This window comes from Streptomyces sp. PL-29, assembly GCF_058344425.1.
Genome location: NZ_CP136996.1, coordinates 1,962,489 through 1,982,767 on the forward strand (window position 1 = coordinate 1,962,489; position 20,279 = coordinate 1,982,767).

Genomic DNA, 20,279 nt, shown 5'->3' on the forward strand with positions numbered 1-20,279 from the left:
GGCGGCCCTGGTCTGTGGGGCGGCGGCTCAGCTGCGCCAGGTGTCGGTCAGCGTGACCTTGCCGCTCGCGGGTACGGTGGCCGTGCGGTTGGCGCCGCTTTCCCAGGTCACGTTCCCGTCGGCGTCCTTGCGGATGTACTTGTAGGCGAAGGACGCGCCCGCCGGGAGGGTGACGTCGAGCTTCCAGACGGGATAGGCCGCCGGGTCCAGCTTCAGCGCGGCGCCGGTGTTCCAGTTGCCGAGCTCGGCACGGTCACCGGTGACGTAGATGTTCTGTCCCGGCACGGTGGTGGCGTTGACGGCGAAGGCGGCCCCGCCGGAGCCTGCCGGGGTGCCCGAGCAGGTACGGGCGTTGACGTGCAGGGCGAGTGCGGTACCGGCGCCGAGCGTCGCGGTGAACCGGCCGCCGGAGTCGACGGTGACGGTGCGCCCGCTCTGCACGTCGCAGTAGTCGCCGGCGGGGAGCGAGGTCTGGAATGTCCGGGTCAGGGCCGAAGCCTCGTGGTTGATCGCGACGTAGGCCTTGGTGCCGCGCCCGAAGGCGATCCGGTCGCCGCCGTTGTCCCACCAGTTCACGACGCCCTGGCCGCGGGCCGCGTTGCGGAATCCGACCATGGAGGAGATCTCCCGCCAGGCGTGCTGGCACTTCCACCCGTCCGAGTAACAGGCGTTGACCGTGCCGCCGTTCGGCGGGCCGGCGTCCTTGTCGGTCCACTCGTATCCGGAGTGCACGTCCGGGGATCCGTACGGCCAGGCCAGGGCGAACACACTGGCCAGGGTGTAGGTGGACCCGTCCTTGTAGGTGAGCGTGTCACCGACGCGCTCGGTGTCGTGGTTGTCGACGAAGACGCCGCTCTGACCGGAGGGCATGTAGCCCCACGCCTCGCCGAAGTTCTTGAGGTAGGCCAGGTTCTCGTTCTGGAAGATGCGCTTGAGGTCCCGGGCGTACCGGAACTCCTGGACGTCGCCGTTGCCGAGGTACTCGCTCGGCAGGACGGCCTCCCCGGCCCCGAAGATCGCCTCCTGCTTCCAGTAGACCGAGGGGTTCGTCAGCCGGGACTTGATGGCGGCGAGGTCGGCTGCCGGCATGTGCTTGGCGGCGTCGATGCGGAAGCCGTCGACGCCCAGCGAGAGCAGGTCGTTGAGGTAGCCGGCGATCCGGCCCCGTACGTAGTCCTCGCCCGTGTCGAGGTCCGCGAGCTGGACGAGCTCGCAGTTCTGCACGTTGCCGCGGTCCTGGTAGGTGGAGATCGTCGCCCGGCAGTCGTCCATGTCGGCGCCCGAGTAGATCCCCGGGTAGGTGTACTTCGTGTACGAAGAACCGCCCGTCCCGGTCAGCGTCGCGCCCGCGTCCGCCGGGCCGGCCATGTGGTTGATGACGGAGTCGACGACGACCTTCACGCCCGCGGCGTGGCAGGAGCCGACCATCGCCTGGAAGGCGGCCCGGTCACCGAGCCGCCCGGCGATCTTGTAGCTGACAGGCTGGTACGAGGTCCACCACTGGCTGCCCTGGACGTGCTCCTGCGGGGGCGAGACCTGCACGTACCCGTAGCCGGCGGGGCCGAGGGAGTCGGTGCAGGCCTTGGCGACGGAGTCGAATCGCCACTCGAAGAGGACGGCGGTCACGTCCTTCTCGCCGGGGGGCGCGGCGGCGGCCTGCGGCGCAGTGGCGGTGAGCGTGGCGGCGGCAAGTGCGGTGGCGGTGAAAAGAGTTGCAGCTCTGACAGCTCTGGCAGGCATGCGGGGGCCTCCTGGCGGAAGACGTGGGGATTGGAGCGACCGTAGGTGCCAGGTGGAAGCGCTGCAAGAGTTTGCGCAAGAGATTGCAGGATTGTTTCCGACGCGTGTCCCCCCTCCCCCGCCGGCACCCCAACTCGCGCCCCATTCCTTCCGGTTGCTCCCTGGTTGGGCCCACCAGGCCCACAGAGGGGCTACTTGCCCTCTGGTTCGCCGCTCGTCAACGGCACCCCGGGGTGCCCCGCCGGCTGTTCCGTCCGGTCCGCAGCCCCGGCTCGTGGGCCGCAACGGTCACCACCGGGCACCCGGCCAACCGGCTTTGGGGGTTCCGGTTTCACTCGGCCCCCGCACCGCTGGGGCACACTGGCTGATCGTGACCTCGTCAAGCGCCTCTCCCGTACGGTTTCCTCTTCTGGCCGCCATGGGCGTGAACGTCGGATGGCATCTGGCACTGTTCGCCGCCGCGTTCGCACTCCCTTCGATCGGTTTCGCCGGGCCGGTTCTTGTCAATCTGGCCGCCTGCGTCGTCCCGTTGGCGGTGGTGGCGCTGTTTCGATGGTGGCGGTCCCCGTGGTTGGCGACTCTGCGGCCACGCCGCCCGTGGCTACTGGTACCGGCGTACCTCGTGGTTTGCCTGGAGCTGACGCGGGGCGTCGTCGGCCCGGCAAGCGCCCTGGCGGCGAGTGCGCTGCTGATGCTGTCGGTCGGGATCAGCGAGGAGCTGTACGCACGCGGTGTCATGCAGGAACTTCTGCGTGCACTGTCACCGTGGCGGCTCACCCTCTGGGTCGCTCTGCTGTTCGGTCTGGGACACGTCATATCCGGACTTGTCTTCGGCCGGTCGCCGGAGTACATGGTGTTCCAGGTCCTGCACGCGTCCGTCTTCGGATTCGTGCTGGCCGCGCTTCGCCTCCACACCGTCTCGATCTGGCCGCTGGCACTTCTGCATGCTGTGAGCAACTGGACCAATTCCAACAGCCCGGGCGAGCTTCCGGTCTGGTGGGAGGCGCTCCGCCTTCTCGCGCTCACCGGCTACGGCGTGGCGCTGGTCCGGATTCGAGCGCAGGAGGGCCGCTGCGGGGAGAGCGGCCAGCAGGAGGTCAAGCAGAAGAGGTGACCGGCAAGGTCCGGGAGCACCCGCCACTGCTCTCCATGGCCAGTTGCCCGGCCGGGTGGCCCACCACCGACCACGCACGGTGGCGCCAGGGCCGACCTCACCGATTCCGGTTGCGCAAGCGCGCCCGCTCGGGCCTGCACGCGCCGTCGGCGAGGGGCCTTGTCGTGGCGCCGCTGCGCGACGACCTTCGGCCGTCCCTGAACGGCCATCCCTGACCGGCCGCCCCGCCCCACCGGCTTCCGCCGGCGTCCGGCCGCCCCGCGCACGGGCCCAGGCCGGTCCCGGCCCAGCCGCAGGCGCCCGTACCGCTACTCCGGCGACTGGCCCGTCGAGCCGCGGACCACCAGTTCGGGCTGGAAGACGTACTCCGTGCGCTGGACCGGGGTCCCGGACACCGCCTCCAGGAGGGCGCCGACCGCCGCCGTCGCCATCGCCCGTACCGGCTGGCGGACCGTCGTGAGCGGCGGGTCCGTGAAGGCGATCAGGGGCGAGTCGTCGAAGCCGACCACGGAGACGTCCTGCGGCACCCGCAGGCCCCGCTCGCGCACGGCCCTTATCACCCCGAGTGCCATCGGGTCGCTGCCGCAGACGATGCCCGTGCAACCGCGGTCGAGGAGGGCGCCGCCGGCGGCGTGCCCGCCCTCGACCGTGAACAGGGTGCGCTGGATCCGCCCCTCGGCCTCCGCGTCCGGTACGACGGACCGGAAACCCTGCTCCTTGCGGGCCGAGGGCACGTACCGGGTCGGCCCGATGGCCAGCCCGATGCGTTCGTGTCCGAGGTCCTGCAGGTGCCGTACGGCCATCTCGGCGGCCGCCCGGTCGTCCGGGGAGATGAAGGGGGCGTTCACGTGCTCGTTGAAGCCGTTGATCATCACGAACGGCAGCCCCCGGGAGGCGAGCCGCTGGTAGCGGGCGGGATCTGCGTGGGAGTCGGCGTGCAGGCCGGAAAGGAAGACGATGCCGGTGACCCCCCGCTCCTCCAGCTGCTCCACCAGCTCGTCCTCGGTGGCCCCGCCGGGCGTCTGCGTGCACAGCACCGGCGTGTACCCGTGCCCGGCCAGGGCCTGTTCGATCACCTGCGCGAACGCCGGGAAGATCGGGTTGGTGAGCTCCGGGATCAGCAGTCCGACCAGGCCGTTACTGCGCCGCTTGAGCCGCACGGGCCGTTCGTAGCCGAGCAGGTCCATCGCGGCCAGCACCTTGTGCCGGGTGCCGGCCGCGACGCCTGCCTTGCCGTTGAGCACACGGCTGACCGTCGCCTCGCTGACCTGGGCCTGCGCGGCGATGTCCGTCAGCCGGAGGGGGGAGGTCACCCCGACGTCACCTGCCACCACACCGTGGTGTCGGCCGGCAGCACGCCGTCCTCGACCGTCGCGCCGCTGGACAGCAGGGCCTCGCCGGCGACGGGGAGGCGTACGGCCGTGCCGGTGGTGTTGGCGGTGCAGAGGAAGTCCCCGCGGCGGAAGGCCAGGACGCCCTCGGGGGCGTCCTGCCAGTCCACCGAGTCACCCGCGCCCAGGTCGGGGCGCTCGCGGCGCAGCCGCAGGGCCGTTCGGTACAGCTCCAGGGTGGAGGACGGGTCGCCGGTCTGCGCCTCCACGCTCAGCCCGGCCCAGGAGTCGGGCTGCGGGAGCCAGCTGCCGCCGGTGCCGAAGCCGTACGGGGCCTCGGTGCCCGACCACGGGAGGGGGACCCGGCAGCCGTCCCGGAAACCGTCCTGTCCAGCCGCACGGAAGAAGGACGGGTCCTGGCGGACCTCGTCCGGCAGGTCGGTGACGTCGGGCAGGCCGAGTTCCTCGCCCTGGTAGACGTACGCCGAGCCGGGCAGCGCCAGCATCAGCAGGCTCGCCGCGCGGGCGCGCCGCAGGCCGAGCTCGCGGTCCCCGGGCTCGCGCAGCTGGGTGCCGAGGCCGGCGGGGTTGGCGAAGCGGGTGGCGTGCCGGGTGACGTCGTGGTTGGACAGCACCCAGGTGGTGGGGGCGCCCACGGGGCGCATCGCGGCCAGCGAGCCGTCGATGACCTCGCGGAGCGCCGTCGCCTCCCAGTCGGTGGTCAGGTACTGGAAGTTGAACGCCTGCTGCATCTCGTCGGGGCGGACGTAGCGGGCCGTGCGCTCGACGGTGGGGGTCCACGCCTCGGCGACCAGGACGCGGTCGCCCTCGTACTCGTCGAGGATCCGGCGCCAGGAGCGGTATATCTCGTGGACGCCGTCCTGGTCGAAGAAGGGCATGACGTCGTTGCCGAGCAGCTTCAGCTGGTCCCTGGCGCCGAGGTCGGGCAGGCCGGGGGCCTTGACCAGGCCGTGGGCCACGTCGACGCGGAAGCCGTCGGCGCCGAGGTCGAGCCAGAAGCGCAGGATGGAGCGGAACTCGTCCTGGACGGCAGGGTGCTCCCAGTTGAAGTCGGGCTGCTCGGGTGCGAAGAGGTGCAGGTACCACTCGCCGTCCGCGACCCGGGTCCAGGCGGGCCCGCCGAAGATCGACTCCCAGTCGTTGGGGGGCAGTTCGCCGTCCTCGCCCTGGCCGGGACGGAAGTGGAACCGCTCCCGCAGCCGGGACCCGGGGCCTTCGCGCAGCGCCTGCTTGAACCATTCGTGCTGGTCGGAGCAGTGGTTCGGGACGAGGTCGACGATGATGCGCAGTCCCAGTCCGTGGGCCTCGCGGATCACGGCGTCGGCGTCGTGCAGGGTGCCGAACATGGGGTCGATGGCCCGGTAGTCGGCGACGTCGTAGCCGGCATCGGCCTGCGGGGAGGCGTAGAAGGGGCTGAGCCAGACGGCGTCGACGCCCAGCTCCTTGAGGTAGGGCAGGCGGCTGCGGATGCCTTCGAGGTCCCCCATGCCGTCCCCGTTGGAGTCGGCGAAGCTGCGCGGATAGACCTGGTAGATCACCGCGTCTCTCCACCAGCCGGGCGTGGTGCCGGTGGTGGTGGGAAGTGCGTCGGCGAGGTGCTGGGTCATGTCGTCCTTGGAGAGATCGGGCCGGGAAGGCGAACGGGCAGGCTCGGGTGGTCAGCCCTTGGTGGCGCCTGCCGTCATCCCGGCGACGAGGTGACGCTGGGCGAATACGAAGAAGATCGCCGCGGGGATGGCGATGAGGACCGAGGCGGCGCTCATCGCACCCCAGTTGGAGGTGTACTGGGTGACGAAGGTCTGCAGTCCGCCGGCCAGGGTGAGGTTCTCCTCGCCGACCATGAAGGCGGAGGCGTAGGCGACCTCGCCCCAGGCGGTGATGAAGGCGTAGAAGCCGGTGACGGCGAGGCCGGGCTTGGCGAGCGGGAGGATCAGCCGCCAGAAGGTGCCGAAGGGGTTCAGTCCGTCGACGCGGCCCGATTCGTCGATCTCGACCGGGATGGTGTCGAAGAAGCCCTTCATCATCCATGCGCAGAACGGCACGGCGATGGTCAGGTAGGTGATGATCAGGCCGACGGGCTGGTTGAGCAGCCCGAGCTGCCCCATCAGGTTGTAGAGCGGGACGATCAGGATGGCCATCGGGAACATCTGTGTGATGAGCAGGGTCCACATCAGTGGCTTCATGCCGGGGAACTTGAAGCGGCTGACCGCGTATCCGGTGGTGGCGGCGATGAAGACACCGAGGACGGTGGTGACGCCGGCGACCAGGACGGAGTTGAGGAACCAGTCGAGGAAGTGGCTCGACTCCAGCAGGTACGTGTAGTTGCTGAGGGTGGGTTCCTTGACGAAGTCCGTGGTGATGGCGTGCTGCGCGGGCTTGAGCGAGGTCAGCAGGATCCACAGGACGGGGAAGACGGCGATGACGGACGCGACGGCGAGGGTCGCGTGCAGGCCGACGGAGGCCAGGGGGGAGCGGCTGCCCCGGGTACGCGTGCTGGTCATGGTCACCACACCTCTCCCTGCTTGCGCAGCGAGCGCCGGTAGACCAGCGCGAAGATCATGAGCAGCAGGAGGATCAGTACGCCCCACGTCGCGGAGACGGCGAAGTCGCGCGGGCTCGTGATGAAGGCCTCCCGGAAGGCCTGGGTCACCAGGATCTCGGTGGAGTCTCCCGGTCCGCCCCGGGTGAGCAGGAAGATCACCGGGAACATGTTGAAGGTCCAGATGGTGGAGAGCAGGATCACGGTCATGCTGACCGTGCGCAGTCCGGGCAGGGTGATGTGGCGGAAGCGCTGCCAGGCGCTGGCGCCGTCCATCTCGGCGGCCTCGTAGAGCTCGCCGGGGATGGACTGCAGGCCGCCGAGGAGGGCGACCATCATGAAGGGGATGCCCAGCCAGACGTTGACGGCGATGACCGAGAACTTGGCCCAGGTCGGGTCGTCGAGCCACGGCACGGCGGCGATGCCGCCGCCGTCGAGGACCTTGTTGAGGATGCCGTTGTCGCGGTTGAAGAGGAACCGCCAGGCGAAGACGGAGACGAAGCCGGGCACGGCCCAGGGCAGGATGAGCGCCATCCGGTAGGCGGCGCGGCCCCGGAACTGCCGGTTCAGCATGTTGGCGAGGGTCAGTCCGAGCACGAACGTGATGGACACGCACGCGACGGTCCAGACCACCGTCCACACCAGCCGCTGCAGGAACACCGGGTCGCCGAGCACCGCCGTGTAGTTGTCGAGTCCGATGAACTCGTACGTGGCGTCGATGTGGCGGGCGCCGATGTCACGGGCGACATTGCGCTCGTTGGCGTCGGTCAGCGACAGGTAGATGCCGCGCACCAGCGGCCACCCGATGATCACGCCGAGGACGAGCACCACCGGGGCGACCATGGCCCAGGCGTACCAGTGGGTGGCGAGGGCGCGCCTCAGGCCACCTGTGCTCCGGGGGGTCCCGGTGTTCCCGCTGTCAGTCCAGCGGCTCCGGCCGCGGACGGCGGAGTCGTTCCCGACTCCGTCGTCCGCGGCCTTCGCCACCGACTGGCTGGTGTCAGCAGCCATGGTTTCGTTACTTCCAGCCCTTGAGGATCTTGCGGAACTCGATGCCGGCCGCCTTGGCGGCTTCCTCCGGGCTCGACGCCCCGGTGATCGCCTTGGTGTACTCGACCTTCAGCGGCTCGAAGAGGGAGCCGTTCTCCGGGATCCAGGCGCGCTCGACGGCCTTGTCCACGGCCGGCTTGAAGAACTGGACCATCTCGCTGCTCTTGACGTCCGGCTGCTCGTAGGCGGCGGTACGGGTCGGCAGCAGGCTCAGCTCCTTGGCGGACTGGACCTGGACCTCCTGCGAGGTCATGTACTCGACGAAGGCGTGGGCGGCGGCGCGGTTCTTCGAGCCGGCGTAGACGCCGAGGTCGTGGCCGCCCTGCGGGGCGCCGGCCTTGGCGGAGCCGGCCGGGACGGCGGCGACGCCGAGGTTGGCCTTGTCCTTGAACTGGTCGCCGGCGTAGGTGTCGGCGACGGCCCACGGACCGTTGATCATCATGGCGGCCTCGCCGGTCTTGAAGGCCGTCTGCATGTTGGCGTAGCCGTCGGTGGCGTTGGTGATCGCCGCACCCGAGGTGACCAGGTCACGGGCGGTCTTGAAGGCCTTGACGCCCGCCTCGTTGTCGACGGTGACCGTCTTGTTCTTCGCGTCGACGAGGTCGCCGCCCTCGCCGTAGATCAGCGGGAGGAACCAGTAGGAGTCGTCGCCGCGGAGATAGAGGGCGGCCTTGCCGGTCTTCGCCTTGATCGCGTCGGCGGCGGTCTTCAGCTCCGCCAGCGTCTTGGGCGGCTCGACTCCGGCATCGGCGAGCATCTTCTTGTTGTAGAAGAGGCCGAGGGTGTCGATGACCTGCGGCACGGCGTAGGTCTTGCCCTCGTACTTGGCGCTGGCCGCGGCCTGCGGAAGGAAGTCGCTGTCGACCTTCTTCGCCATGTCGGCCGGAACCTCGTCGAGGTAGCCGAGGGAGGCGAAGTCGGCGACCCAGCCGACGTCCGCGCGGATCACGTCAGGCGCGTCGGAGCCGCTGCTGAAGGCGTTCTTGACCTTGTTCTGCGCGTCGCCGTACGGGACGTTGACGTACTTGACCGTGACCTTCGGGTGCTTCGCGGTGAACGCCTCGGCGATCTTCTGGAAGCTGGCCTTCTCGGCGTCGTTCGCGGTGTCCCACCAGGTGACCGTGCCGGAAAGCTCGCCGCCTGCGTCGGTCCCGCCGTCGCCCTTGTCGTCACCGCCGCAAGCCGTCGCCGCGAGCGCCAGGGCCGCGACCAGCGCGGTGGCCGCTATGCCACGCCGCATATGAACTCCTTCGATGATTCCGGCCGCGCCCTCGCGGTCCCGAGTTGCCAGGAACGTAACAAGACTGAAAGAGGACCGAAAGACCTTGCGCAAACTTTCTGCAAGCGGAGGCGATCGTTACATCCGTGTGTCCGGACGGTTGCCGCGGCTTGCTGTTAGTTCGAGTCGTCTTCGACTGCCCGGGCCCGCAACCAGGGGGCATGTCACCGCGTTGACCCCGATATGACCCACGAGTCGACGGCCGTCGGCCTTGCAAGCGCTTACAGCAACGCGACGACTGCGAGCGGTGACTGGTGGCGCGATGCCGTCATCTACCAGGTGTACGTACGCTCCTTCGCCGACAGCGACGGCGACGGGATCGGCGACCTGCGCGGCGCCCGCTCCCGCCTCCCCCACCTCGCCCGCCTCGGGGTCGACGCCGTGTGGCTCACCCCCTTCTACGTCTCCCCGCAGGCGGACGGCGGCTACGACGTCGCCGACTACCGGGCCGTCGACCCGCTCTTCGGCGACCTCGCCGACGCCGAAGAGCTCGTCCGGGCCGCGCACGGGCTCGGGCTCCGGGTCATCGTGGACGTGGTGCCGAACCACACCTCCGAGCAGCACCCGTGGTTCCGGGCCGCGCTCGCCGGGGAGCCGGGGGCCCGGGAGCGGTATCTCTTCCGCCCCGGCCGGGGCGCGGACGGCAGCCTCCCTCCGAACGACTGGGAGTCGGTCTTCGGCGGTCCGGCCTGGACCCGGGTCGCGGACGGCGCGTGGTACCTGCACCTCTTCGCACCCGAGCAGCCGGACCTGGACTGGAGCCGCCCGGAGGTCGCCGCCGAGTTCGACTCGGTCCTGCGCTTCTGGCTCGACCTCGGCGTGGACGGCTTCCGCATCGACGTCGCCCACGGCATGGTCAAGGCGGAGGGCCTGCCGGACATCGGCCGCGGCGCCCAGGCCACGCTCATCGGCACGGAGCCGCTCCCGTTCTTCGACCAGGACGGGGTCCACGAGATCCACCGCGGGTGGCGGCGCCTGCTCGACTCCTACGAGGGGCAGCGCATCGGCGTCGCCGAAGCCTGGGCCCCGACCTCGGAGCGGCTCGCCCTGTACGTCCGACCGGACGAGCTCCACCAGGCGTTCAACTTCCGGTTCCTGACCTGCCCGTGGGACCCGACGGCGATGCGCACCGTGATCGACGAGTCGCTGGCCGCCACCGCCTCGGTCGGCGCCCCGACCACGTGGGTGCTGTCCAACCACGACGTCGTACGCCACGTGACCCGCTACGGCGACGGACCGCGCGGCCTGGCCCGGGCCCGGGCCGCGGCCCTGCTGATGCTGGCCCTGCCGGGCTCGGCGTACCTCTACCAGGGCGAGGAACTCGGCCTCCCGGAGGTCACGGACCTCCCGCCCGAAGCCCGCCAGGACCCGGCCTTCCGCCGCGGGGGCCGTCAGCGGATCCCGGCCCCCGCGGGCGAGCCCGCCCCGGGCCCGACCCCCGCGGCCGCCGGCATCATCGCCCCCCGCCCCGGCGAACCCGCCTTCCCGGAACCGACCGGGCGGCCCGGCGCGGACGACCGCGCCCGGCCGGACACCGCAGCGGACTCCGGGCCCGCACCCGAAGCACCGGCCGCACCCGAACCTCCGACCGCGTCGGAGGCGGAGGGCCAGGACGGGTTGCGCGACGGCTGCCGGGTCCCCCTTCCCTGGGCCGGGGCGGAGCCCCCGTACGGGTTCGGGCCGGCCGGCAGCTGGCTGCCGCAGCCGCCGGCCTGGGCCGGCCTCAGCGTCGCCGCCCAGACCGGTGACCCGCATTCCACTCTGGAGCTGTACCGTGCCGCCCTGGAACTGCGCCGGGCGATGCCCGGGCTGGGCGCGCCCGAGGCCGGCGGGCCGTCCGGCGCCTGCGGAATGGCCTGGCAGCCCGCGCCCGACGGGGTCCTCCTCTTCACCCGCCCCGGCTTCGCCTGCACCCTCAACACCCGGCCCGACACCGTCGAACTCCCCGCGCCGGGCCGTCCCGTGCTCTCCAGCGCCCCCGTGGAGACGGACGGTCGCACCGTCCGTCTCCCCCCGGATTCGTGCACGTGGTGGGCATTTTGATGTGGCGGCCGGTACAGTCCAATCCCGTGACCGCACGGCTAGCCGACATCGCAGCCCAGGCGGGGGTCAGCGAAGCCACAGTCAGCCGCGTGCTCAACGGCAAGCCCGGTGTGGCCGCGGGCACCCGCGAATCCGTGCTGGCCGCGCTGGACGTCCTCGGCTACGAGCGCCCCGTACGGCTGCGCCAGCGCAGCGCCGGCCTCGTCGGACTGATCACGCCCGAGCTGGACAACCCCATCTTCCCGGCCCTCGCGCAGGTCATCGGCCAGGCCCTGACCCGCCAGGGGTACACGCCGGTGCTGGCCACCCAGACCCCCGGCGGATCCACCGAGGACGAACTGACCGAGATGCTCGTCGACCGCGGGGTCTCGGGGATCATCTTCGTCTCCGGACTGCACGCCGACACGACGGCCGATATGGGCCGCTATGACCAACTCCGCGGACAAGGTGTCCCCTACGTTCTGATCAACGGCTTCTCCGACAAGGTGCAGGCCCCCTTCGTCTCCCCCGACGACCGCGCCGCGATGCAGCTCGCGGTCACGCATCTGACCGCCCTCGGGCACACCCGGATCGGCCTCGCGGTCGGGCCGAAGCGGTTCGTACCGGTCTTGCGGAAGATCGAGGGCTTCCGCAGCGGGATGAAGGAGCGACTCGGGCTCGGCGACGCCGAGATCGAGGAACTGATCCAGCACTCCCTCTACTCCCTGGAAGGCGGCCAGGCCGCCACGTCCGCACTGATCTCACGGGGCTGCACGGCGGTGGTGTGCGCGAGCGACATGATGGCGCTCGGCGCGATCCGGGCGGCCCGGCAGCAGGGGCTGCGGGTGCCGCAGGACGTCTCGGTCGTCGGCTTCGACGACTCCCCCCTCATAGCGTTCACCGACCCACCGCTGACCACCATCCGGCAGCCCGTGCAGGCGATGGGACAGGCGGCGGTGCGGACGCTGCTGGAGGAGATCGGCGGTACCCCGGCCCCGCACAGCGAATTCGTGTTCCTGCCGGAACTGGTCGTGCGCGGCTCCACCGCCTCGGGCCCCGGGCAGCGGCGCGGCCCGTCTCGTACCTGAGAGGGAGCGGCTGCGCCGAAGACCGTCCCGAGGGATGATCGGAGGCGAAAGCTCATCTGGCAAACTCTCTCCCCATGGGTGAAGCGAGCGTGAAGACACTGGAAACCCGGACGGATGTCTCCTCACCCGTAGCGGTCGAGACCGAGACCCGACCGGGCTCCGACCGCGCCCTGATCTCCCGACTGCGGGTCCCGCGCCGGCCGCGGATCTGGTTCGAGGTCCTGCTGATCGCGGTCAGCTACTGGACCTACTCGCTGATCCGCAACGCGGTGCCCGAGCAGAAGTCGATCGCCCTCGCGAACGCCGACTGGATCTGGGGGGTCGAGCGGACGCTCGGCATCGCCGTCGAGCAGTCGGTCAACCACGCGGTCAATTCCGTGACGTGGCTGATCGTGGGGATGAACTACTACTACGCCACACTCCACTTCGTCGTGACGATCGGCGTACTGGTGTGGATCTACCGGTTCCATCCCGGCCGGTACGCCGCCACGCGCCTGGTCCTCTTCGCCACCACCGGCGTGGCCCTGGTCGGCTACTACTTCTACCCGCTGGCGCCGCCCCGGCTGATGAACGGGCAGCACTTCGTCGACACCGTGCTGGTCCACCACACCTGGGGCTCCATGGCCTCCGGGAACCTCAAGCACATGTCGAACCAGTACGCTGCGATGCCGTCCATGCACATAGGGTGGTCGCTGTGGTGCGGGCTGACGATCTTCGCGGTCGCCTCGGCCCCCTGGGCCCGGATCCTGGGCCTGCTCTACCCGGCGGCGACCCTCGTCGTCATCGTGGCCACCGCCAACCACTTCTGGCTCGACGCCGTGGGCGGCATGATCTGCCTGGCCTTCGGCTACGCCGTCTCGCACGCCTGGTACGGCTCGCTGCCGCACCGCCTGCCCCGCCACCCCGAGCACACGGGCCCGCACCCGGCGTCGGAGCTCGTCAGCCGCTTCCGGCCGCAGCGCTGAGGACCGCCCGGCCCTGATCCCGCCGGACAGACACCGGCCCACCGGCCCCGCGCCTCCCGGTGGGCGGGGCGCCCGCCGGGAGGCACGGGGCGGGCCGAACGCTCCCCGCTGCCGTTCGTACGTCGATCCCCTGCTGCCCTGCGGTGGTCAGCCACGCAGCGGGAAGGGCGCCCGGGCACCGCTCGGATCCGGCCAGGGGACCGTCCGGCCGCGTTGACAAGATCCACGAGCGCTCGTTGTAATGAGGCCGTGGCGCGTGGCGCCGGCCAAAGAGAACTGGGCCGGCCGGTGACCGGGCGACCACCCGCACATCAGGGACGATCCCATGCGTTCTCTTCCCCCGGGCTCTGCCTGACCCAGGCGCCTCCGCGCGCCCGCACCGCCGCTTGCGTCGGCCGTGCCGTTTCCTCTCCCCGCGTCGCGCTGTCGTTTCCGGCAGCCCGCTTCCGGCACCTCTGATTCCGCCTCGGTCCGGTGCACGCGCTTCCCTCCCCTTCCCCCTCCCCCTCCTTCTTCCTTCCGCTGTCGCCTCACCAAGGAGTCAGAACCCGTATGTCCTTCAACCAGTCCGTCATCGACGAGTTCCGCGCGAACCAGGGAAAGGTCGGCGGCCCTTTCGAGGGCAGTGACCTCCTCCTGCTCACCACCACCGGCGCCCGGTCGGGCGAGGAGTGGACCGTCCCGCTGGGCTACGTGCGCCACGGCGGTGAGCTCCTGGTGATCGGCTCCAACCTGGGCGGGCCCAAGCACCCCGACTGGTACCACAACCTGCTCGCGCACCCGCTGGTGACGGTGGAGATCGGCGCCGAGTCCTTCGAGGCGGTCGCGGTGCCGGCCGAGGGCGCCCACCGCGACCGGTTGTTCGCACAGGTGGTGGCCTCGGAGCCGGGCTACGGCGCGTACCAGGAGAGCACCAGCAGGGTCCTGCCGGTGGTGGCGCTCCACACGAGCGATCCCGCTCCGGGCGAGGGACCGGTGGAGGTCCGGAGCCTGGCCGACCAGCTGGTCGACGTGCACGTGTGGCTCCGCGGGCAGCTGCGGCACGTGGGCGCCGAGGTGGAGGAGCACTTCGCGAGGGCGGCCGCGCACGAGGGCGAGGAGGCCGTGCCGGCGGTCGGACTGGGACTTCAGATCCGCCAGCACTGCCTGGCCTTCTGCCAGACGCTGGAGTTCCACCACACCGGTGAGGACGCCCACGTGTTCCCCGCGCTCGCGGCGCGGAACCCGCACCTGAAGGAGGTCTTCGAGCGGCTGCGGACCGAACACCTCACGGTGGCGCGGCTGCAGCAGGAGCTGAGCGCGCTGCTCGCGGACATCACGGGCACCGACCCGGAGGACTTCCGGAGGGAGCTGGCCCGGATGTCGTCCGAGCTGAACGCCCACCTCGACTACGAGGAGGAGTCGCTGCTCCCGCTGCTCGCCGGGATCCCCTTCCCGCCGGGGCCGCCGCCGGCCGCCTGAACGCCACTGCGCTCCGGGCGGCCGCGGCCCCGGGTGGGGGCGGGGGCTCCCGGGGTCAGGAAGAGCGGTCCGTCAGAATCGCCGGGTCGGAGAGGCCGGCCGCGCCGGTCTCGACCGTGCCGGCGAAGCGGCGGCCGAAGTCCGCGGTCTCGGACGAGGTGACCGTCACGTCGTACCAGCGTCGCGTGTTCTTCAGGGACACGGTGTGGGTGACGGTGGCGCCCTGGGCGACCGTGAGGCGCTTGGCTCCCCCGCCGTAGGCGTTGGTGACGGTGAGCGTCGCCGTCGACGCCCCCGCGTTGGTGAGGGTGAGGTCCAGGTTGCCGGTGGTGGCGTTGTGGCGTGCGGTGACCTCGGGGCCGGGGGTGGTGCCGGGATTGCGGAAGGCACGCAGGAAGCCGTTGGGGCCGTGGACGGTCAGGTCGGTGACACCGGCCGAATAGCGGGTGTTCCAGGTGTCCGAGACCGACGTTCCCGCCTTGGTGGTGTACGTCCAGGGGGCGTCGGTCCGGTTGGCGGAGGTGACGTAGAACTGCGCGCCCAGGTCCGGCCCGCCGCTGAAGGTCAGCCGGAACCTGCCCTCGGCGGTGAGCGCGGCGCCGTCGACGTACGGGGCGTACTTCAGCGGCCTGGTACGGCACTGGCCCTTCTCCTGGCGCGGCATGGACCCCACGGCCGGCGGGGTGGCCCGGAAGTCGGGGTGCCGCTCGCGGTCCTGCGGCTCCCACAGGCCGGTGTCGGGCAGCGTCGCCGTGGAGGTGTCCTTGCGGGCGAAGTCGAAGGCCGAGGTCAGGTCGCCGCAGACGGCGCGCCGCCAGGGCGAGATGTTGGGCTCGTGCACGCCGAAGCGCTCCTCCATGAAGCGGATCACGGAGGTGTGGTCGAAGGTCTCGGAGCAGGAGTAGCCTCCGGTGCTCCAGGGCGAGACGACGAGCATCGGCACGCGCGGTCCCAGCCCGTACGGTCCGGCGACGTAGCCGGCCTTGCCGGGGAAGACGTCCAGGGCGGTCGGGGTGGTCGACAGGCCCTGGCTCGCGTCGGCCGGGGCGTACGGCGGGACGACGTGGTCGAAGAAGCCGTCGTTCTCGTCGTAGGTGATGAACAGCGCGGTACGGGCCCACACGTCGGGGTTGGACGTCAGCGCGTCCAGCACCTGCGCGATGTACCAGGCCCCGAAGTTCGAGGGCCAGTTGGAGTGCTCGGTGAACGCCTCGGGGGCGGCGATCCAGGACACCTGCGGCAGGGTGCCGGCCGTGACGTCCGCGCGCAGCCCGTCGAAGTAGCCTTCGCCGGCCTTGGCGTTCGTGCCGGTGCGGGCCTTGTCGTGGAGTGGGTCGCCGGGCCGGGCATCGCGGTACTTGTTGAAGTAGAGCAGCGAGTTGTCGCCGTAGTTCCCGCGGAAGGCGTCGTTGATCCAGCCCCAGGAGCCGGCGGCGTCCAGGCCGTCGCCGATGTCCTGGTAGATCTTCCAGGAGATCCCGGCCGCCTCCAGGCGCTCGGGGTAGGTGGTCCAGTCGTAACCGGCTTCGGCGTTGTTGAGGACCGGGCCGCCGCCCTTGCCGTCGTTGCCGGTGTGGCCCGACCAGAGGTAGTAGCGGTTGGGGTCGGTCGAGCCGATGAAGGAGCAGTGGTAGGCGTCGCAGATGGTGAACGCGTCGGCGAGGGCGTAGTGGAAGGGGATGTCCTCGCGCGTCAGGTAGGCCATGGTGGCGGGCGTCTTGGCGGGCACCCAGTTGTCGTACCTGCCCTTGTTGAAGGCGCTCTGCCCGCCTGCCCAGTCGTGGTTGAGGCCCTGGAGGTACTCCATGCCGAGGTCGTCGGACGGGGGTCGGAAGGGCAGTGTCTCCTTGCCCGCCCGGTCGGCCTGGTGCCAGACGGACTTGCCGCTGGGCAGGGTCACCGGGCGCGGGTCGCCGAAGCCGCGGACGCCGCGCAGGGCGCCGTAGTAGTGGTCGAAGGAACGATTCTCCTGCATCAGGACCACGATGTGCTCGACGTCGGCGAGGGTGCCCGTCGTCCCCTGGGCGGGGATCGCGGCGGCGCGGGCGATGCTCTCGCCCAGCAGGGTCAGGGCGGCTGCGCCGCCGGTGAGCTGGAGGAAGCGGCGGCGGTTGAGTTCTGCCATGGGGTGACGACCTCTGCTTCGTTCGCGGGTGGTGGAGCGCTCACAAGAACAGCGCGCCCGGAGGACCGGAGAGGGTGCCGGATGTGACGTCGGCGGGTACGGCAGGCGAACGACGGGCGGATTCCACCGGAGTTCGGCGCGCCGCCCTCAGCACCCCCGTTCGTACTCGACCTGGGTGAGGGGGTTGCCGTCACCGAAGTCGTACGGGCGGTCGGCGCCGGTCTCCGCGAAACCGCACTTGATGTAGAAGCGACGGGACTGCGGGGTGTCGCGCAGGGTCCACAGGTGGGCGCGGGTGACACCGTCGGCGCGCAGGTACTCCAGCGTCCCGGTCATCAGGGCCGCGGCGACGCCCGTTCCCCAGCTGTCGGGGTGGCTGTAGAAGGAGAGGATCTCGGCGAGGCCGGGTGTGGTCGAGGACGGGCGGAAGACGGACATGGCCACCGGCCGGCCGTCCCCTCCGGCCAGCAGGATCGTGGAGTCCTGCGCCGCGATCCGTGCGTGCCAGCGGGTGAGCCTGCTCGCGATGCCGTCCGCGGCGAACCCCTGATCGAAGAACGGCGCGTACGCCGCCTCCCAGGCGGCGGCGTGGATTCCGCCGAGGACGTCTGCGTCGCCCGGGCCCGCGCGGCGCGTCGTGAACTTCACTTCCCCCACCCGTCGATCCCTTCCAGCGCTTCGGTGAGCGTACGGACGTAGGCCTGATCGGCGAGGATCCGTACGCCGTCCCAGGGCCGGCCGAGCCGTTCCTCCTGCGCGAGGATCCTGCGCAGCAGGGGCGCCGCCGAAACGGCCGGGGCACCGATCTCCCCGAGGACCCGGACGGCCTCCCGTACCGGTAGGGCCGGACCGCCGTCCCAGGCCGGGTCCACCTCGGCCAGCAGCACCGGCACGGCCGACTCCGGGTCGCCGGTGATCCGCCAGTACGCGTGCGCGGCGTACGTCCTGGTCCACGCTCCGGGCGAATCCATCAGGCGGCGCACGGGGGTTGTGTGTACGGCGGCCAACGGGCCGAGGTCGGCCAGGAAGGGCAGGCCGTGGCTGGCGGTCCCGGACCGCACGGCCGCCCCGCACACGTCGAGGGCGAGGGCGGGATCTCCGGTGACCTTCCAGTGCGCCCAGGCCGCGCGGCGCGGGTAGGAGCCGCGGGCCCCGCGGCCCCGACCGGTGGCGTACGCGGCCAGCCGGTCCGCCGTGGCGGCGGCCGGCGGGCCGATCCGGCCGAGCACGCGCATCGCGTCGTAGGCGTACTGCGTGTCCAGGCGCCGGGCCACGTCGTCCACGGCAAGTGCGGCGTCGGCACCGCAGAGCGCGAGGACTTCGAGGGCGGTGGTGTTCCCGTGGTAGCGGTCGCCGTCGCGCCGCAGCTTGGTCCGCATGACCGCGGCCAGCTCGGCCGGGGGCAGCGCGGCCATGACCCGGGCTTCCGGGCGGCTGTACGGCAGCCCGCCATGCTCGGCGAGGGAGTGCAGGGCCGGTAGGGCCCGCAGGTCACCCGTTCCCGCGAGGGCGAGGGCGCGCACGCTCACGTCGTGGCCGACGGCGGTCCCGAAGGACCCCTGCTGTCGGCGGAGGTCCTCGGCGATCCGGTCGGCGTGCCGGGCGATGGCCGTGCCTGCCTGGATCAGCGCCTGGTCGGCGTCGTAGCTCGACTGCTCGGAGCACACGGCGTCGACCACCGCGTCCCAGCAGGCCGGGTCCGGCCACCGCTTCCGGAGTACGGTCTCGACGGCTGCGTCCCGGCGGCTCACACGATGGCGGCGTGCGCCACGAATCCGGTCCAGGCGTCCGGGGTGACGGCGAGGCGTGCGCCCTCGGGCCGCTTGGAATCCCGGACGAGGACCGTGCCGGGGGTGTGGGCGACCTCGATGCAGTCGGGGCCGTCGTTGGTGCTGAAGCTGCTTTTGGTCCAGGCGACCTCAACGCAGTCCGGTCCATCGGCCGTGCTGTAGCTGCTCTTGACCCACGTGAGGGCGGAGAGGCCCTCGCTCGACGGCTTGATGGTCATGTCTCCCCCAATACCTTTTCGATGAACGTCAGCGATGCCCGAGGCGTCAGGGCCTGTGCCCGGATCATGCCATAGCGCATGTCCAGGAGCTGAACCTCTTTGGGCTCGGTGATCAAGCGGCTGGCCAGCTGAACTTCGTTGTGCCCCAACGTCGTTCCGTCCTTGAGACGCATGACCTTGAACGATGAAGCGAGCCCGGAATGCTCCTCGACCGCGATGGGCATCACCTGGATCTCGACGGTGCGCAGCCTGCCGACCTCCAACAGGTGTTCCAACTGGCCGCGCAACACCATCTTGCCCCCGATGGGCCGTCGGAGCACAGCCTCTTCCTGTACGACGGTCAGCAGCGGGGCCGGATGTCGCTGGAGGATCCTCTGCCGGGCGAGCCGCGCGGCGACCAGGCGTTCGACCTCGTCCTCCGAGAACCCCGGGCGCCTCAGCCCGAACAGGGCACGGGCGTAGGCCTCCGTCTGGAGCAGGCCCGTCACCACGACGTTGTCGTAGGACCCGATCTCCACCGCCTCGGACTCCAACTTGGCCAGATCCCGGACCTTCTTGGGGTAGCGGGCCCTTTCGACATCGGCCTTCATGGCGGCGATTTTCCCGCCCGCCCCGAGGACCTCGTCCGCCTTGTCCAGGAACTCCGGTCGCGGAATACGAGCTCCGCGCTCGATCTTGTAGATCAGGTTCGCCCCGTATCCCATCCGCTCACCGAATTTGGTTCGGTCAAAACCCGCCGCCTCACGCCACATCTTCAGCTGGCGTCCCACCGTGGCGATGACCGCCCCGGATTCGTCCTCCGGATCGAGTTCCCAGCTCGATTCGTCGGCACCGTCCATCGTGCTCACATCCGCCTCCCCTTGGACCGCGAGGACACCACGGGACCGCTCTGGACAACCGCCGTACACAGCGCCCTCAACTCTGTTCAGGGTACGCACGGATGGCCACGCTCAGTCACGTGAATCAGGAAACCTCCCTCGTCGCCACGCTCCCCTCCACCCCGCGCGGAGCCCGCGCCGCACGCGCGCTCACGGTGGCCCAACTCACGGAGCGAAAGCTTCCGTTCGAGGATGCGGCACAGGTCGTCGCCGAACTCGCCGCGAACGCCGTAACCCACGGCAGGGTGCGCGGGCGGGATTTTCGGCTCGTGCTGCACCTCGTGCAGGGCCCTACGCTCCGTATCGAAGTGTCGGACACGCGGCGGGAGTTCGCACCACCCGCAGCCTGCGGGGCGCCGGACCCCGAGGCGGAGTCGGGGCGGGGGTTGGTGCTGGTGTCCGCGCTCGCCGCGCGGTGGGGAACGGATCTCGGTCCGGCGCCACTGAAGACGGTGTGGGCGGAAATTGATGTGGCGAGTCCGATTCCACCGGATCGAGGTTTCCGCGACCCGGTGGATCAATATCCGGTCCCACACGACGCCTAAAGACTAACCACCGGGAGAAATGACCTTCCACACCTCCCCCTCCCCTCTCACTCGGTCGGGTGAATCACCCCAACCGGGCTGGTGCATAAGCCAATTCGCCGGGCACTCTGACT

The 20,279-nt window shown here is 70.7% G+C and carries 17 protein-coding genes; 6 read left to right on the forward strand and 11 right to left on the reverse strand.

The features are described from left to right. Positions 1-27 precede the first annotated feature (27 nt). On the reverse strand, positions 28-1,740 hold the full coding sequence (locus R4Z63_RS08955; RefSeq protein ID WP_384454561.1) for a carbohydrate-binding module family 20 domain-containing protein: 1,713 nt from the start codon (positions 1,738-1,740) through the stop codon (positions 28-30). Between the two features lie 418 nt (positions 1,741-2,158). Here R4Z63_RS08955 and R4Z63_RS08960 point away from each other — a divergent pair, with 418 nt between their 5' ends. Continuing rightward, on the forward strand, positions 2,159-2,854 hold the full coding sequence (locus R4Z63_RS08960; RefSeq protein WP_384454564.1) for a CPBP family intramembrane glutamic endopeptidase: 696 nt from the start codon (positions 2,159-2,161) through the stop codon (positions 2,852-2,854). Between the two features lie 308 nt (positions 2,855-3,162). Here the strand turns inward: R4Z63_RS08960 and R4Z63_RS08965 are convergent, their stop codons facing one another. The 5 genes from R4Z63_RS08965 to R4Z63_RS08985 are packed head-to-tail and all read right to left on the reverse strand — an operon-like array spanning position 3,163 to position 9,035. Continuing rightward, positions 3,163-4,167 (reverse strand): LacI family DNA-binding transcriptional regulator, encoded by a 1,005-nt coding sequence (locus R4Z63_RS08965; RefSeq protein ID WP_236647808.1) that lies wholly within the window; start codon positions 4,165-4,167, stop codon positions 3,163-3,165. After that, positions 4,164-5,813: a glycoside hydrolase family 13 protein gene (locus tag R4Z63_RS08970; RefSeq protein ID WP_384454567.1), complete on the reverse strand. Its 1,650-nt coding sequence runs from the start codon at positions 5,811-5,813 to the stop codon at positions 4,164-4,166. Before R4Z63_RS08970 ends, R4Z63_RS08965 begins: the two co-directional genes overlap by 4 nt. A gap of 51 nt (positions 5,814-5,864) precedes the next feature. Beyond that, positions 5,865-6,707, reverse strand: a complete 843-nt coding sequence (locus R4Z63_RS08975; RefSeq protein WP_384454570.1) for a sugar ABC transporter permease — start codon at positions 6,705-6,707, stop codon at positions 5,865-5,867. A 2-nt stretch (positions 6,708-6,709) separates the two neighbouring features. After that, positions 6,710-7,756 (reverse strand): carbohydrate ABC transporter permease, encoded by a 1,047-nt coding sequence (locus R4Z63_RS08980; protein WP_037927192.1) that lies wholly within the window; start codon positions 7,754-7,756, stop codon positions 6,710-6,712. Between the two features lie 7 nt (positions 7,757-7,763). Next, positions 7,764-9,035: an extracellular solute-binding protein gene (locus R4Z63_RS08985; protein WP_037927196.1), complete on the reverse strand. Its 1,272-nt coding sequence runs from the start codon at positions 9,033-9,035 to the stop codon at positions 7,764-7,766. Positions 9,036-9,257: 222 nt separating this feature from the next. Here R4Z63_RS08985 and R4Z63_RS08990 point away from each other — a divergent pair, with 222 nt between their 5' ends. From R4Z63_RS08990 to R4Z63_RS09005, 4 genes are all read left to right on the forward strand, one after another. After that, positions 9,258-11,117, forward strand: coding sequence for a glycoside hydrolase family 13 protein (locus R4Z63_RS08990; RefSeq protein ID WP_384455846.1), 1,860 nt, complete (start codon positions 9,258-9,260; stop codon positions 11,115-11,117). Positions 11,118-11,143: 26 nt separating this feature from the next. Then, a complete protein-coding gene (locus R4Z63_RS08995) occupies positions 11,144-12,184 on the forward strand; it encodes a LacI family DNA-binding transcriptional regulator (RefSeq protein ID WP_037927693.1) in 1,041 nt (346 codons plus the stop codon). 74 nt (positions 12,185-12,258) lie between these two features. After that, the gene (locus R4Z63_RS09000; RefSeq protein ID WP_384455843.1) at positions 12,259-13,149 is read left to right on the forward strand and encodes a phosphatase PAP2 family protein; all 891 of its coding nucleotides are present in this window, start codon (positions 12,259-12,261) and stop codon (positions 13,147-13,149) included. Between the two features lie 552 nt (positions 13,150-13,701). After that, complete coding sequence (locus R4Z63_RS09005; RefSeq protein ID WP_384455840.1) at positions 13,702-14,610, forward strand: nitroreductase/quinone reductase family protein; 909 nt, start codon at positions 13,702-13,704, stop codon at positions 14,608-14,610. A 55-nt stretch (positions 14,611-14,665) separates the two neighbouring features. Here the strand turns inward: R4Z63_RS09005 and R4Z63_RS09010 are convergent, their stop codons facing one another. The 5 genes from R4Z63_RS09010 to R4Z63_RS09030 all read right to left on the reverse strand — a co-directional run bounded on the left by R4Z63_RS09010 (position 14,666) and on the right by R4Z63_RS09030 (position 19,582). After that, positions 14,666-16,735, reverse strand: a complete 2,070-nt coding sequence (locus R4Z63_RS09010) for a phosphocholine-specific phospholipase C (RefSeq protein ID WP_384455837.1) — start codon at positions 16,733-16,735, stop codon at positions 14,666-14,668. Between the two features lie 147 nt (positions 16,736-16,882). After that, positions 16,883-17,383: a GNAT family N-acetyltransferase gene (locus tag R4Z63_RS09015; RefSeq protein ID WP_384455834.1), complete on the reverse strand. Its 501-nt coding sequence runs from the start codon at positions 17,381-17,383 to the stop codon at positions 16,883-16,885. Then, positions 17,380-18,486, reverse strand: coding sequence for a hypothetical protein (locus R4Z63_RS09020; protein WP_384455831.1), 1,107 nt, complete (start codon positions 18,484-18,486; stop codon positions 17,380-17,382). Before R4Z63_RS09020 ends, R4Z63_RS09015 begins: the two co-directional genes overlap by 4 nt. After that, positions 18,483-18,743 carry a DUF397 domain-containing protein gene (locus R4Z63_RS09025; protein ID WP_384455828.1) on the reverse strand — a complete coding sequence of 87 codons (261 nt, stop codon included), beginning with the start codon at positions 18,741-18,743 and terminating at the stop codon, positions 18,483-18,485. Before R4Z63_RS09025 ends, R4Z63_RS09020 begins: the two co-directional genes overlap by 4 nt. Further along, complete coding sequence (locus R4Z63_RS09030) at positions 18,740-19,582, reverse strand: helix-turn-helix domain-containing protein (RefSeq protein WP_384455850.1); 843 nt, start codon at positions 19,580-19,582, stop codon at positions 18,740-18,742. The genes R4Z63_RS09025 and R4Z63_RS09030 overlap by 4 nt, the downstream gene beginning before the upstream one ends. Positions 19,583-19,701: 119 nt before the next feature. Between R4Z63_RS09030 and R4Z63_RS09035 the strand changes: the two genes are divergently transcribed. Beyond that, positions 19,702-20,166, forward strand: a complete 465-nt coding sequence (locus R4Z63_RS09035; RefSeq protein WP_384455825.1) for an ATP-binding protein — start codon at positions 19,702-19,704, stop codon at positions 20,164-20,166. Positions 20,167-20,279 lie beyond the last annotated feature (113 nt).